General features: G+C 64.3%; 10 protein-coding genes. 3 read left to right on the top strand and 7 right to left on the bottom strand.

Annotation, left to right across the window (positions count from 1 at the left end):
• Nucleotides 1–13: 13 nt before the first annotated feature.
• The 5 genes from J8C05_RS08650 to chlG all read right to left on the bottom strand — a co-directional run bounded on the left by J8C05_RS08650 (nucleotide 14) and on the right by chlG (nucleotide 5,453).
• Nucleotides 14–1,240 (bottom strand): 4-hydroxy-3-methylbut-2-enyl diphosphate reductase, encoded by a 1,227-nt coding sequence (locus J8C05_RS08650; RefSeq protein ID WP_211421815.1) that lies wholly within the window; start codon nucleotides 1,238–1,240, stop codon nucleotides 14–16.
• Nucleotides 1,241–1,465: 225 nt separating this feature from the next.
• On the bottom strand, nucleotides 1,466–2,746 hold the full coding sequence (locus tag J8C05_RS08645) for a hypothetical protein (RefSeq protein ID WP_211421814.1): 1,281 nt from the start codon (nucleotides 2,744–2,746) through the stop codon (nucleotides 1,466–1,468).
• Between the two features lie 116 nt (nucleotides 2,747–2,862).
• Complete coding sequence (locus J8C05_RS08640; protein WP_014100248.1) at nucleotides 2,863–3,090, bottom strand: bacteriochlorophyll c-binding family protein; 228 nt, start codon at nucleotides 3,088–3,090, stop codon at nucleotides 2,863–2,865.
• Nucleotides 3,091–3,275: 185 nt separating this feature from the next.
• The gene (locus J8C05_RS08635; protein ID WP_211421813.1) at nucleotides 3,276–4,463 is read right to left on the bottom strand and encodes an ArsA family ATPase; all 1,188 of its coding nucleotides are present in this window, start codon (nucleotides 4,461–4,463) and stop codon (nucleotides 3,276–3,278) included.
• A gap of 75 nt (nucleotides 4,464–4,538) precedes the next feature.
• On the bottom strand, nucleotides 4,539–5,453 hold the full coding sequence (chlG, locus tag J8C05_RS08630; protein ID WP_211421812.1) for a chlorophyll synthase ChlG: 915 nt from the start codon (nucleotides 5,451–5,453) through the stop codon (nucleotides 4,539–4,541).
• Between the two features lie 228 nt (nucleotides 5,454–5,681).
• Between chlG and dacB the strand changes: the two genes are divergently transcribed.
• From dacB to mpl, 3 genes are read left to right on the top strand one after another with little or no spacing between them, the layout of a single operon-like run.
• Entirely contained in the window at nucleotides 5,682–7,370 is a 1,689-nt protein-coding gene (gene dacB / locus J8C05_RS08625; protein WP_211421811.1) for a D-alanyl-D-alanine carboxypeptidase/D-alanyl-D-alanine endopeptidase, read from the top strand.
• Nucleotides 7,367–7,738, top strand: a complete 372-nt coding sequence (locus J8C05_RS08620) for a hypothetical protein (protein WP_211421810.1) — start codon at nucleotides 7,367–7,369, stop codon at nucleotides 7,736–7,738. Before dacB ends, J8C05_RS08620 begins: the two co-directional genes overlap by 4 nt.
• Nucleotide 7,739: 1 nt before the next feature.
• Nucleotides 7,740–9,155: a UDP-N-acetylmuramate:L-alanyl-gamma-D-glutamyl-meso-diaminopimelate ligase gene (mpl, locus tag J8C05_RS08615; RefSeq protein ID WP_211421809.1), complete on the top strand. Its 1,416-nt coding sequence runs from the start codon at nucleotides 7,740–7,742 to the stop codon at nucleotides 9,153–9,155.
• A 51-nt stretch (nucleotides 9,156–9,206) separates the two neighbouring features.
• Here the strand turns inward: mpl and mutS are convergent, their stop codons facing one another.
• Both mutS and J8C05_RS08605 read right to left on the bottom strand, forming a co-directional pair.
• The gene (mutS, locus tag J8C05_RS08610) at nucleotides 9,207–11,870 is read right to left on the bottom strand and encodes a DNA mismatch repair protein MutS (RefSeq protein WP_246840686.1); all 2,664 of its coding nucleotides are present in this window, start codon (nucleotides 11,868–11,870) and stop codon (nucleotides 9,207–9,209) included.
• Between the two features lie 57 nt (nucleotides 11,871–11,927).
• Nucleotides 11,928–13,790 carry a hypothetical protein gene (locus J8C05_RS08605; protein ID WP_211421808.1) on the bottom strand — a complete coding sequence of 621 codons (1,863 nt, stop codon included), beginning with the start codon at nucleotides 13,788–13,790 and terminating at the stop codon, nucleotides 11,928–11,930.
• Nucleotides 13,791–13,797: the final 7 nt, after the last annotated feature.

Here is a 13,797-nt window from a genome sequence, read left to right as displayed (position 1 = left end):
GCGTAAGCGGTTTTTACGCTCCGCCGGCCCGAACAGACCATTCCGGGGGAAGGGACTCGCCGGCCACGTCAATGAGCCGTGCCATCACTTCCCCAAGGATGCGGTCGGGTGTGGAGGCGCCGGAGGTCAACCCGATGGTGAGCTTGCCGGCAGGTAGCCAGTGTCGGGACTCAACTTCACCGGTCTGGAAAGCCGGCTTGTGGCGGATGCGTTCGGCCGACACCAGACAGTCCGCCCCCGTAATGTGGTAGGTCGGGCAGACCGCCGAAGCCATTTCGCAGAGGTGGCCGGTGTTGCTGCTGTTGTAGCCGCCGACAACGAGCATCAGGTCGGGGCCGTGCGCCAGCAACTGCGCCACGGCATCCTGCCGAACCTGCGTGGCGCTGCAAATTGTGTCGAAGGACCGGAAACGGAACGGCACTTCATCTTCGCCGTACCGTACGGCCATGGCCGCGCGCAGGCGCTCGGCAATCGCCAGGGACTCGCTCGCCAGCATGGTGGTCTGGTTGGCCAGACCGATCTTTTCCAGGTCACGCCGGGGGTCAAAGCCGGGCGAGGCGAACCGGGCGAAGAAGTCGTGCAACATGTCCACCGGTTGCAGTCCACTGATGACATCGGCCAGACGCTCTGCTTCTGACAGGTCACGGACGACAACATAGCGTCCACCAGGCACCGCCAGTACCTGCGAGCGGGTTGCTGCGGTTTCTTCGTGGTCGTATTTCCCGTGAATGACGGTGGTGAAACCGTCGCGCGCGTAGCGTTCCACCCGTTTCCACACGTGAACGACCGAACCGCACGTGGTGTCAATGAGGGTGCAGCCCGTCTGGCGCAGCCGGGACAACTCCGGGGTAGGTAAGCCAAAGGCCGGAATGATGACGACATCCTGGGGGGTGAGGTGGGCCAACCCGTCGAGCGGGTGAATTCCGACGGCGGCAAGCTGCCCGTTGACCATCGGATTGTGGATGATTTCCCCGGCCAGATAAATCTTTCGGTCGTGGAACCGACGCCGTGCCTCGTAAGCCAGCTCAAGGGCATCGTCCACGCCGTAGCAGAAGCCAAACTCACGCGCCAGGTGGAGGGTGAGGCGGCCGGCCCGGCAGGTGTAATCCTGCTGACGAACGGCTTCGACAATCGCGCTGCCGAAGTGGTGCGCGACAGTTTGACGGGTGCTGGACTGGACGAATAAACGTGACCGCGTGTGGACGCTTTCGGGAAGCGTGAGCGCAACCTGACTGGCCATGTTGACCGAGTGCCCTCGTCTTGCAGGATGGCTTGGGGGCAAGACCGACGCGATCGCGCCAGCGGTCACGACGTAAAAGGAAATCTAATCGCCACATGCCACAGCCGCCAAGCCAAAATGACGGATGGTGTCCGTCACTTGATCGCCTCCCGGCAGGGAACAGGGCCGAGCCATTCACCGATGCAAGGGTTCAGCCGGGCTTGTCCGAGGCGTGCCGGCTGGCGCTCAGGAGTTGGCGTTGGCCAGTTCGGGCGTGGTGTCCGTTGCCCCGTTTGGCTTGTAGGCAATGGAAAGTGGTGGAGCCGGGGAGGCTTCCGCTTCCGGTTTGGCTGGCTTGTCCGTGGCGAAGCTGACCTTGACGGCTGTCCGGCGCGGTCCGGGCACCGGGCCCGTCGTGCTTTCGGCGACTTTTCCAACGGTTCCACCAGCCGCGGCCGCCACAGTGGCCGCGGCCGCTTCTCCGGCGGCCGGGGTGGTCACAGGCTGGCTGACAGGTTGGCTGGCCGGCTTTGCGGCCGGCTTGCCAGCGTTCTGGATGAAGGCCAAAAGCTGTTTGAGGGGACTGCCCTGTTCCACCATCCGGTCAATGGCCTGAAGCAGGAACGCCCGTGCGGCCGGATTTTCGCTCACGGTGACAAGCAGCTTGTTGAGTGCCTCGATGAGCGCCGTGATCTGACCGATGTCCTCGACTTTGGGAATGCGGTCCACCAGTTTCGAGAGGGTTTCATCCAGCCCGATGGTTTTGCCGACTTCGGTGGGAAGCGTCCCGACGGCATCTTTGGCCGCCTGCGCGACACGATAGACGGCATAGCTCGCACTGGAAACCGGCCGTCCGGTGCCGAAGGGGGAATCAAGAGAAGGGGCCTTGGCAGAAGTTTCGTCGGGCGGGACGGTCCGTGCGACTGGGGCCGGTGGCGGCACCCTGAATGTGGCGCCCCGCTTGGCATGGGATTCCTGGACAATGGCCCGGATGCGCTCAATCTGCCCGGACAGGCTATCCGGGGTGTCGCCTTGAGAAGACGCAGACTGGTCTTTGGATGTTTCTGTGGGCGCTTTCCCGCCGGGCTGTCCGGCGCTCTGCGTCACTACCGCTTTGGTGAGTTGAAACAGTTCTCCCAGCGCCGGCAGGTCCATGGTGGGCAGCAGGTCCACCCGCGCCGTCAGTGGCTTGGGAACGGCCGGCGGCGTAAACTCCAGCGCCAACTCGCCATGCAGGGTGTCAGCCGGTTTGGCGTTCAGGTTCACGCCACGGTAATCTAGGCGGTCGAGCACATCCGACTGCAAGCCACGCGCCCAGAGAACGAAGTGCCGGTCGGTCAGAATGACGTAGTCGTGCAGGGTCAGCCCGCCAACCCGCTTGCCGTCACCATCGAAGATGATCCCGTCAAACAGGGCAATGACCACTTCATCCGGTTCGCGGTGATAGCGGAAAAACTCCTCGATGTGTTTCCGTTCGACATTTTTGCCAATGTAAGGGACAGGCAGCTCCAGCGCGACGTTGGCCATCGTCGTTTCTCCTCAAACCGCCTCGATGGGGCGTCAATGAGCTTGGTGAACGAAAGGGAAGTTCAGACAGCGCACCGGGTGGCTCCCGGCGCTCAACCCGAACTTCCCATCCTGACTTATCCTTCGGCTGTGAAGCGGGAAGCCGTGGTCTTGCCCGCCGGAGACGCACCCATACTGCGCCGGGCCCCGCCGCCGTCATACAGGTTGTCGAACATACGTCCCTGAATGCGGTCGAAGTTGTAGGCAATGGCGCGGTAAATGTCGCCCACGAGGTTGATGTGACCTTCAAGGTTGATCTCGCCGATTTCGACGATGGAGTCCACGACTTTTTTGAACTGACCCATAGCAACAAGTCCTCCGAAGTTCGGATGGAAAGGAAGTGAGCTGAACTTTGGGGACGTAAACCGGACACGCCGTAGCCGTGGTGGCAGGCGCCTGATTTCCCGCGCCGGGATGATGACGCGGGGCAACCAGCGGGGCGCGCTGCCTGTCGGGTACGTCAGGGCGACGACGCCGCCCCGGTCGGGCTTCAGCCAACCCCGACCGGGGTTTCAAAGCAAATACTCAACCATTCGTTCTGATACTCGGCATGACTGGGTTCGAGTCCAATCATCGAGGTTGGCAGCCCGACCATCCGCCGCTGGTTGCCAATCTGGATGACGAGTTCATCGCCCGCAATCCAGGTTTCGAGCCGGTCTGGCTCCAGAAACGGCAGCCGGATGCGGATACGGCAGTCATGCTCGGATTTACACATTTCAAAGGGACGCTCGCCGTAGAGCCGCGCGGCCGGGTCGCTGTCGCCAAAGAGATCGTGCGCCAGCACCCGCAGGCGGTCCATACCGACGACTTCCGAACCGTACATCGGCGCCCGCAGAATTGGCAACGGCTGAAATGAGTCCTCGATCTCCGCCAGGTAACGCTGCTGTACGTCCTTCCATCCTTCCAGAAAACCACTGTTTTCGTGGACCGGCAAAAGCCGGTTGACCACGATGCCATCGGAAAGCAGTCCGTAGAGATTAAGGTAAGTCAGTGCCCGCTTGGACTCCTTGATGGCCATTTTTTCGGCGTTCATCACCAGGCGCACCGTCGTTGTCGTGCCGTCACACAGAATGTCGTGCATGACTTCGAGGTTGCGGAACATGCGATCAACTTCGGAAAAGACCTTCTCTGACGCCATGTACTTCCGCAGTCCGGGTGTGGCATTCGCCAGGGGGCGCACAATGGGACGTACAAGCGAGGCTTCCAGCCCGCGCACGAGCCGGATGAGCCAGTTCAAGGTTTGCGGCATCGAAAGCAGGCGCAGGGTTTCTCCGGTGGGCGCGGCATCCACCACGAGCAGGTCGTACTCACCGCTTTCCCGGTACTTCCGAATGCGCGTCAGGCTGAACAGTTCTTCCATGCCGGGCAGGATGGCGGATTCATCCGCCAGCACCCCATCCACCCCCTGGCTGGCGAGGATTTCGGCAAAGTGGGCGCGCACCACGCCCCAGTTTTCCTCCAAATCCTGATAGACGTTGGTTTCGAGGGCATCGAGCCGGTCGGCAATCCGTACCGGTTCGGGGCCAAGCGGAAGGTCGAGGGAATCCGAAAGGCTGTGGGCCGGGTCCGTGCTCATCACCAGCGTACGCAGGCCGCGCTCGGCCGCCAGCAGTGCCGTTGCCGCCGCAACACTGGTTTTTCCAACTCCGCCCTTGCCGGTGTAGATGATGATTCTCATACGTTCCGTCTTCTCGTGTCGTGCAAGTCTGCGCCCGCGCGCGTGTTCAGGGGGCATCTGCGGCAACCGGGCCGCTCAGCGAATCGCAATGGCATAGGCCATCATGCCCAGCACATACAGCGTCGTCCCGGTGGCGTTGTACCAGGGGGCGCGCGCCTCCGGGTCCCGGACGAGCTTGACCTGAAGGGGTATCTGGGCCACAAGCAGCCCCATCAGGACGGCCGCCCACAGCCATTCCCCGTACCAGGCCAGCAGTCCCACACACAGCAGTTGCGGAATGTTCATGACGTAGCAGGCCACCCGCGCCGCGCGTGGAATGCCGAGCTGTACCGGCACGGAACGAATGCCCAGCGCCGTGTCGCCCGGCACGCTTTTGAAGTCGTTGAGCGTCATGATGCCGTGGGCCCCGATGCTGTAGAGCACGGCCCCGGCAATGCTCGCTGGCGGAAAGGCCCCGGAAACCGCCAGGCAGCCCGTCGCCCACGCCACACCTTCGTAGGCAAAACTCACCAGCCCGTTGCCGAACCAGCCATTGCGTTTGCCACGCACCGGCGGCGCGCTGTACAGCAGCGACATCACAAAAGCCGCAATGGTGATGAGCAGCACCGGCCACGCCCCGACAATCCAGGCCAGCCCGAAAGAGCCCAGGGTCAGCCCCGTACACAGCCAAAGCCCCTGCGATTCTGTAATCCGCCCGGAAGGAAACGGCCGCTGCGGCTCGTTGATGCGGTCCACTTCCCGGTCGCAGTAGTCATTCATCACCTGCGACATCGAACACATCAGCGGCCCGGCCAGAATGGCCCCCAGAAACAGGTTCCACAGAAACTCACCCGTCGGCGCGGCCCCGCTGCTGATGGCTCCGCACAGGAACGCCCACATCGGCGCAAACCAGGTGAGCGGTTTCATCAGTTCGAGGACGGCACGCCAGAAGTCGGCCCGCGATGTCACGAGCGGTACAGAACAAGCCTGCGGTGCGTATTGGTTGGCCATTGGAATCAGCAGCCGATGGACGGGCTGACAGAAGGTCAGTGGGTCATCGTGTCGGGAATCAGCGGGACGTTTCCCTTCCAACTTCGCTCATGGTAGGGCTGACTGCAACGGAAACTTTGCCGGTCGAAAGCTTTTCGCCTGCCATGCTAAGGTGGGCCATCTCAGGCGCCAGAGGCTGTCCAAAAGAAGCCGCCGGGCGCCACCTTGAACACCTTGTGAAGACTGAACATGCTTCAGCAACCGTACCCGGCATCCTGCCCGGCATCGTGGTTGAAGGCGGCCGTCAGGCTGGCGCTCGCGGCCGGACTGCTCTGGGCGGCCGTCCCGGTGGTCGAGGCGCAGCGGGCCGGTCGGCCAGCCGCCCGCCCGGTACAGAAAGCGGCGCCGAAATCATCACCGAAAGGCAACCCGCAGCCACCTTCGGCCCCGTTGACATCGCCAGGCAAGCCACTGCCGGCGGGAGCACTTCAGGCGTTTGTGGAGCAGTTGGCCGCCCGTCCGGCATTGCAGGGGGCACGCCTCGGCATCCACATCGAAGATGCTGAAACGGGCGAAGTTCTGGCCGATGTCGCCGGCGAGAAGCGGTTTTTACCGGCCTCGAACATGAAGCTCGTCACCACGGCCGCGGCGCTCGGTGTGCTGGGGCCGGACTTCCGCGTACGCACTTCGGTCTATATGCCGCCGCCGGATGCCAACGGCGTCGTCACCGGCGATCTGACACTCGTCGGCCGCGGCGATCCAACCATTTCCGACCGCTACAACACCGACAAAAAAGACACCCGCCTGACGCCACTCGAACAGCTTGCCGACCGGGTGGCGGCGGCCGGCATCCGGGAAATCACTGGCGATGTCGTCGGCGATGAAAGCTACTTCCGCGCTGCGCCGCTCGGCGACGGCTGGGGCTGGGATGACTTGCAGTGGTACTACGGCGCGGAAGTCAGTGCGCTGTCCGTTGCCGACAACCACGTGACGCTGACGGTGGCACCGACGCGCCCCGGAGAAAAGGTGGCCGTCACCTGTACGCCGGCGACGGATTACATCACCCTGCGCAACGAAGCCGTGACGGCCGCCGGCAAGGAAACCGACACCTTTGGGCTGCACCGCGGTCTGGCCGACAACGTCATCGAACTGTACGGCGCACTGCCGCCCAACGGGGGACGCGAACTCGGCGTGGCCGTTCACGACCCGGCCCGCTTTGCCGCACACCTGTTCCGGGACCTGCTCGTGCGCCGGGGAATCGTCGTGCGGGGTGGCATCCGGCGCGCTGACGCCAACCTGCGGCAGCGGCAGCCGCTGGCGCTGGAGACGCTCCGGGAAGTGGCTTTCATCGAGTCGCCGCCGCTGGCGCTCTGGGTGCGGACGACCAACAAAATCAGCTCCAACCTCTACGCTGAACTCCTGTTGCGCCATCTGGGAAAGACACGCGGCACGCCGGACAAGGATGCCGATGTGGCCGGCTGTGAAGTCGTGGCGGAATTTCTCGCCCGCGCCGGGGTTGCGGTGGCCGAACTGAAAATCCGCGACGGTTCGGGGCTGTCGCGGCTCGACAACCTGACGCCGGGTGCACTGACGGCCCTGCTCCGCTTCATGCGCAAACATCCAACCTGGGATGTGTTTTACGATTCGCTGCCCGTTGCCGGTGTGGACGGCACGCTGCGCAGCCGCATGAAGGGGACGCGCGCCGCCGACAATCTGCGCGCCAAGACCGGCACGCTCGATGATGTGAGCGCGCTGGCCGGTTACGTCACGGCCGCCAACGGGCGGGTGCTCGTGTTCAGTTTCGTGGCCAACCATCTCAACACCGCCCGTACGGCCGGAGTGGCCGCCGGCGACGACCTGGGCAAGGCCATGGCTGAATACACCGGTGCAGCCGCCACACCCACGAAAACGGCCGCCGTGGAAACGGAGAAACGATGAACCAACGCTTCTGGAAAGTCACCTTCCTGGCGGTCGCCGTCGGCAGTGGTTTTGCGGCCGCCTTTGCGGCCGGGCTGGCTGCCGGTCAGCAGCTTTCGGCGCGCGAGGCCCAGCAGGCGCTTCAGCGCGCCCTGGGCGGACGCTACGAACGCGACCGCATTCGCATCCGGCGCGTGCTGCCCGGCTTTTCATCCGGGGATGCCATCGTCGAGGCACAGGTGGATGCCACGTTCAAAATGACCCGGACGGCCCGGGGGTGGGAAGCCACCGAAGTCCGCATCGCCGACCGGGACTGGCGGTCACTCGCGCCGCTGACCCGCGAGTTGAGCCAGAGCCAGCCAACGGAAGGTGTCACCGGAGCGCCATGATATGACCCACTACTATCTCATCGGCATTTGCGGCACGGCCATGGCCTCACTGGCCGGGATGCTCAAGGCGCGTGGCCACGAAGTCACCGGTTCGGATGCGCATGTGTATCCCCCGATGTCGGATGAACTCGCCCGCCTGGGCATTCCGGTCAACCTGGGCTATGACCCGGCGCATCTGGCGCACCGCCGGCCGGATGTCGTCGTCATCGGCAATGCCATTCCACGCGGCAACCCGGAGATGGAATACGTACTGGAACAGCGTTGGCGCTACGCTTCGCTGCCGGAAGTGCTCAGGCAGGAATTTCTCTGGGGGCGACGCGTTCTGGTCGTCACCGGCACCCACGGCAAAACGACGACGACGGCGCTGGCCGCCCACGTGCTTACGGTTGGCGGACTGGAGCCGACGTTTCTCGTCGGGGGCGTGGCCGAAAATTTCGGCTCCAGCTTTCGCGTGACGGAAAGCGACTACGTCGTGCTCGAAGGCGATGAATACGACACGGCCTATTTCGACAAGGGGCCGAAGTTCATGCACTACCTGCCGGAAATCGGCATCGTCAACAACGTCGAATTCGACCACGCGGACATCTACCCCAACCTGGATGCCGTCAAGCTGGCCTTCCGGCGCTTCGTCAATCTCATTCCGCGCAACGGTGCATGCATCGTCGGCTTTGACTCGCCGCACGCGCGCGACGTGGCGGCGCGGGCGTGGTCCCCGGTGGAAGGTTTCGCACTTGATGCACCCGATGCACTCTGGCGTGCCGACGGGCTGGAATACACGGCGAACGGTATGCGTTTCCGTGTCAGTCGGGCCGGCATGCCGTGGGCAACGTTCGAGCTGCCGACCTTTGGTGCATTCAACGTCCGCAACGCGCTGGCCGTCATCGCTGCGGCTACCCGCTGGGGCGTTTCCCCGGAACGCATCGCCACGGGACTGGCTACGTTTCGTGCGGTCAAACGGCGGATGGAAGTCCGGGGGGAAGTCGGCGGTATCACCGTCATTGACGACTTCGCGCACCATCCGACGGCTGTTCGGGAAACCCTGGAAGCCCTGGCGCGGCGCTTTCCGGGACGCCCCCTGACGGCCGTGTTTGAGCCGCGTTCGTGGTCATCGCGCAAGCGGGTGTTTCAGGCGGCCTATGCCGAGGCGTTTGACGCCGCCCGACAGGTCGTCATCGCACCGGTGTTTGAAAGCACCAAAGTGGCAGAAGACGACCGCTTTTCACCCGAACAGCTCCGTGCCGACCTGACCGCACGCGGGAAGACAGCGGTTGTACGTGCCGGCGCAGAAGCCATCGTGGAGTACCTGCTGGGACATCTCCAGCCACGGGAAGTCGTCGCCATTCTGTCCAACGGCGGTTTTGACGGCCTGCACGACAAACTGCTGCAAGCCTTGAACCGGAAGACCAGCCAGGGGTGAGGATGGGAAAAGCCTTTGGCTGTGCGCGTTGTGCCGCCCAGCGCCCTTGGGCTACAGCAGCCGTTCCTGCAGGCGGCGCAGAACGGTCAGCGCCAGGTCGGGCGTCAGACTGTTCAGATCGAGCGCGCGGAGTTCTTCGATGACGCTTTCGTTGACGGCTTCAAACAGCGTCGGCTGCGCACGCTGGGCCCTGCCCCGGCGGGCCGGCAGATGCCGCGCCAGCTTGGGCTTGCCAAGGACATCGAGTTCATTGGCTTCCAGATTGGCGAGGATTTCACGGGCGCGCGCGATGACCGAAGCCGGAAGGCCGGCCAGCCGTCCGACTTCTATGCCGTAGGACTTGCTGGCGCTGCCCGGTATGACGCGGTGCAGAAACACGATGTCGCCATTCTGTTCCGAAACCGCCAACTGGACGTTGCACACGCCCGGCAGTACCTGCGCGAGTTCAACCAGCTCGTGGTAGTGCGTCGCAAACAGCGTTTTTGCTGCGTGGTGTGGATCGTCGTGCAGGTACTCGCACACCGCCCACGCGAGGGAAAGCCCGTCAAAGGTCGAAGTGCCGCGCCCGACTTCATCGAGCAGAACGAGGCTGCGCGGCGTGGCCGTGTTGAGAATGCAGGCCGTTTCCGTCATCTCGACCATGAAGGTCGAACGGCCGCGCGCCACGTTGTCTGAAGCGCCGATGCGCGTGAAAATCCGGTCCACCAGCGGAATGGAGGCGCGGCGGGCCGGCACAAACGCGCCAGCGTGCGCCATCAGGACAATGAGACCGGTCTGGCGCAGAAACACGCTTTTGCCGCCCATGTTCGGCCCGGTGATGATGAGCAGCCGGTCGGTCGAATTGTTCATGCGGACATCATTGGGCACGAACCGCTCGACGTTGGCTTCGACCACCGGATGCCGGCCGTCTTCGATGACGAGTTCATCGCCGGCGTGCAGTTCCGGGCGTACGTAGCGCCGTCGCGCGGCCACTTCCGCCAGCGCCGCCAGCACGTCGAGCACGGCCACGATGCGGGCTGCCGTCTGCAAACGCGGGGCGTGGGCGACGAGAAAGGCGCGCAGTTCCTGAAAAAGCTGGGTTTCCAGCGCCAGCAGCCGCACTTCGGCGTCGCGCAGCCGCGCTTCGAGCTGCTTGAGTTCGGGCGTCGTGTAGCGTTCGCCGTTGGCAATCGTCTGCTTGCGTTCGTAGTCCGCCGGAACGTACCTGAGGTTGGCTTTGGTGACTTCGATGTAGTAGCCAAAGACCTGATTGAAGCGCACCTTGAGCGAACCAATGCCGGTCCGTTCACGCTCCCGTTGTTCGATGGCGGCCATGGCCCCGCTGGCGTCATGGCGCAGATGACGCAACTCATCCAGTTCGGCGCTGAAGCCGGGACGGATGACGCCGCCTTCGTCAAGTTTGACCGGAGGCGCATCGGACAGGGTTTCGGCCATGCGCTGGTGCAGGTCGGCGCACGGGTCGAGGCTTTCACCGAGCGTCAGCAGCAGGGACGACGTACAGGCCAGGAGCCGTTCCCTGAGCGCCGGCAGATGTGCGCAGCTTGTGCGCAGCGCGGCTACGTCGCGGGGCGTGGCCAGGTTGAGGGAAAGCCGTCCGACGAGACGTTCGATGTCCTGAATGTCGCGGAGCAACTGCCGGAAGCCATCCCGTTCGATGGGTTTCCGGTGCAGTTCGTCCACGGCATCGAGGCGGGCTTCGATGATGGGCAGCTCAAGCGACGGACGCAGAAGCCACTGCCTGAGCAGGCGCGCGCCCATGTTGGTGATGGTGTCGTCGAGGACGCCCAGCAGGGCATCCCGTTTGCTGCCGCTGGCTCCTGTGATGACTTCCAGATTTTTGAGCGTCAGCAGGTCGAGTTCGAGCGTGGTTGTCGTCTCGAACCACGTCACGCCGGTCACATGACGCGCGTCACTCATCTGCGTTTCACGGAGGTAACGCAGGACAGCCGCGGCGGCGCCAATCGCCAGCGGCCGGCCTTCGAGGCCGAAGCCGGCCAGCGAGCGGACGCCGAAGTGTTCGCGCAGCAGGGCTTCACCGGCATCCGGGGCAAATGAAAGCTGTTCGGTCAGGGTGAGCGCGGCCGTGAAGCGCGGTGGCCCGGAGGGCTTCCCCTCCGCCGGTGCATCCGGCGAAGGCGGCTGCGGGAAGGCTGCACTGAGCAGCGGGGCAAGTGTTTGCGGGGCGAGAACTTCGCGTGGATCAAAGCGTTCGAGCAGGTTGAGTGCGGCTTCGAGGTGTGCTTCGCCCCGCAGTTCGGTCACGGAAAACTCGCCGGTGGTGACGTCAAGCAGGGCAACAGCGGTGGCTTCCGCGTTGCTGGAGAGTGCGGCGAGAAAGCGGTTTTCGGCTCCGGTCAGCAGGGTTTCTTCGAGGGAGGTGCCGGGCGTCACCACGCGCACGACGGCGCGTTCGACGAGCTTGGTCTTGCCGGTGGCCTCTTCGGTCTGTTCGCAGATGGCGACGCGGTAGCCGCGCTCGACGAGCCGGGCAATGTAGCCGGCGGCGGCGTGGTAGGGGACGCCGCACATGGGGACGGGCTGGGCGGTGTCCTTGTGGCGGGCGGTGAGGGTGAGATCGAGTTCGCGTGACGCGATGTGGGCGTCCTCGAAGAACATCTCGTAAAAGTCGCCGAGCCGGAAAAAGAGCAGGGTGCCGGGGTACTTGGCCTTGATGGCAAAGTACTGGCGCATCATCGGGGTCGCTGCCGTGGACACCGAGTTCCGTTCCTCCTTACCGGGTGCGGTTGCGGCCCCGGCCGTGACCGGCCAGCCTCACGGCAGGATTTCAACCTCCAGTTGCTGGCGGCCGCTCACGTCGCACTCGCCGGGTGGTAGTTCCTGCTTGAGCAGGGTCAGGGTCGGCAGGGCTTTTCCTTCGGTTCTGATGCGCGCACTGCTGATGGTCGCCAGATAGGAAGCCGGCAGCGCCGGCATGGCCTCCTCGCCGATGACTGCACCCGGCTCAGTACGGTAGAGCCGAACGTAGAGCCGGTCAGGGCGGTGCAGGCGATTGAGTGCCGCCGCAAGCTGTCCCAGATTCTCAGCCGTGCCGGTCACAACCGGATCGAGGGCATCCATGACGCGGCCATCACCGACGAGCAGCGTCGCCATACCGGGACGCACATCGGCCGGAATGGTGACGGGCACCTGCTCCACAAGCGTCTGCCCCTGGGCATTGTGGGCCACGAGCGTCAGGTGGAGGGTTTCACCCCGCCGGACGCGCAGGCGGTCGGCCCACAGTCCGTCCAGGGTGGCGTTGAGCCGGGCATCCCGTGCTGTCACAGTGACGTGGATGGCGCGTACCTTCCCCTTGGCCAGCCCGCTGTTGAGCAATGTCGCCAGCGGTTGCGCCACGCTGATGCCAACGCCTGTCGCCGGGCTGAAGTTGGAAGCAATCGAACGGGCGAACCGGACCGGCGGTGCGCCGTCCAGCTCGATCCGCCCTTCGGCGCGAAGTGTCGCCTCGCCGATGCTGCGTTCCGTGGCCGTCAGACTGGCCGCGACGCCGATGTTGGCCAGAATCGGCGACAGGAAGCCATCTTCGACAATCTCAAAGCGGTAGCGCCGGGCAGCGCCAAGTGCGCTTTTGACCTCAACCGTCACCGGAATCATCGGGGCCGTGATGCCCAGCCGCCCACGGATGGCTGCCGAGCGATCCTGCGTCATGGCTCCGACCGGGGCTTTGGGCACGGTCAGCTTGAAGGAGTTGCCGACGTTCGGGATGACCGTCACCACTTCGCCTTCTGACATCGGAAACATCACGCCGCCAATCCCGCCGGGGCTGAAGAAGGGATGACCGAACGCCAGAATGTCATCGCCATCGCGCCACGTCACCGTGCCGGAGGCGCTCAGACCGAAGTCGCCGCGCATGAGGTCCACGGAGACCGTCCGCCCCGGCGCAAGGGTTTCCGGGGTGATGACGCCCAGACCGGCTGGTTGCGCCGGAGCGCCGCCACCGTTGACAACCCGGAAGCCCAGCCCTTCAAAGGTGGCGGCAAAGGGCGCCAGGACATCCACGGCAAAACCGGACGCCGCCAGTGGCGTGGCAATCGGCAGGAAGGCCCCGCCTTCGCGCCAGGCATCACGCAGCGCCGGAATGCGCGCCACGGCTGCCGCATCAACCGGGATAGGCGAAAGCGTCCCGGTCCGCCGGGCAAGCCGTGCCGGGTCGCTTTCGGCAAAGACTTCAATCATGTGGGCGATGGGCATGATGAGCGCAATTGGTTCCTTGGCAAAGGCAAAGGCCGCCGAAATCGCGCCGACGAGCTTGCCTTCGATGAAAACCGGGCTACCGCTCATCCCGGCAAAGACCAGCGTGCGCTCGACGTTGGAGCCGGTCAGCCGCGCCACGATGAAGGACTGTTTCGGATTCGGTGTGCCGGGCAAAATTCCCAGAATTTCCACGCCGAAGTCTTCCACGCGGTCGCCCTGAAACACCGTGCGGCCCACGCCGACCAGTCCGGGCCGGATGGCGTGCAGCGGAAAGAAACGGGGATCGTCAGCCGTCATCCGCAGCGCCGCACGGGCGCTGTCGCGGGTAGGGCCATGTCCGCGTTCATGGGCCACGACCACGCCGCTGACGAGAACAAGACCAACCAGACCACAAAGGCCACGCCACATGAGTCGCCCGAGCATGCCAACC

It is taken from the genome of Chloracidobacterium sp. N (assembly GCF_018304765.1).
GTDB classification, from domain to species: domain Bacteria; phylum Acidobacteriota; class Blastocatellia; order Chloracidobacteriales; family Chloracidobacteriaceae; genus Chloracidobacterium; species Chloracidobacterium aggregatum.
Note: the sequence above shows the minus strand (reverse complement) of the source record. Positions and strands in the feature narration are given on the sequence as shown.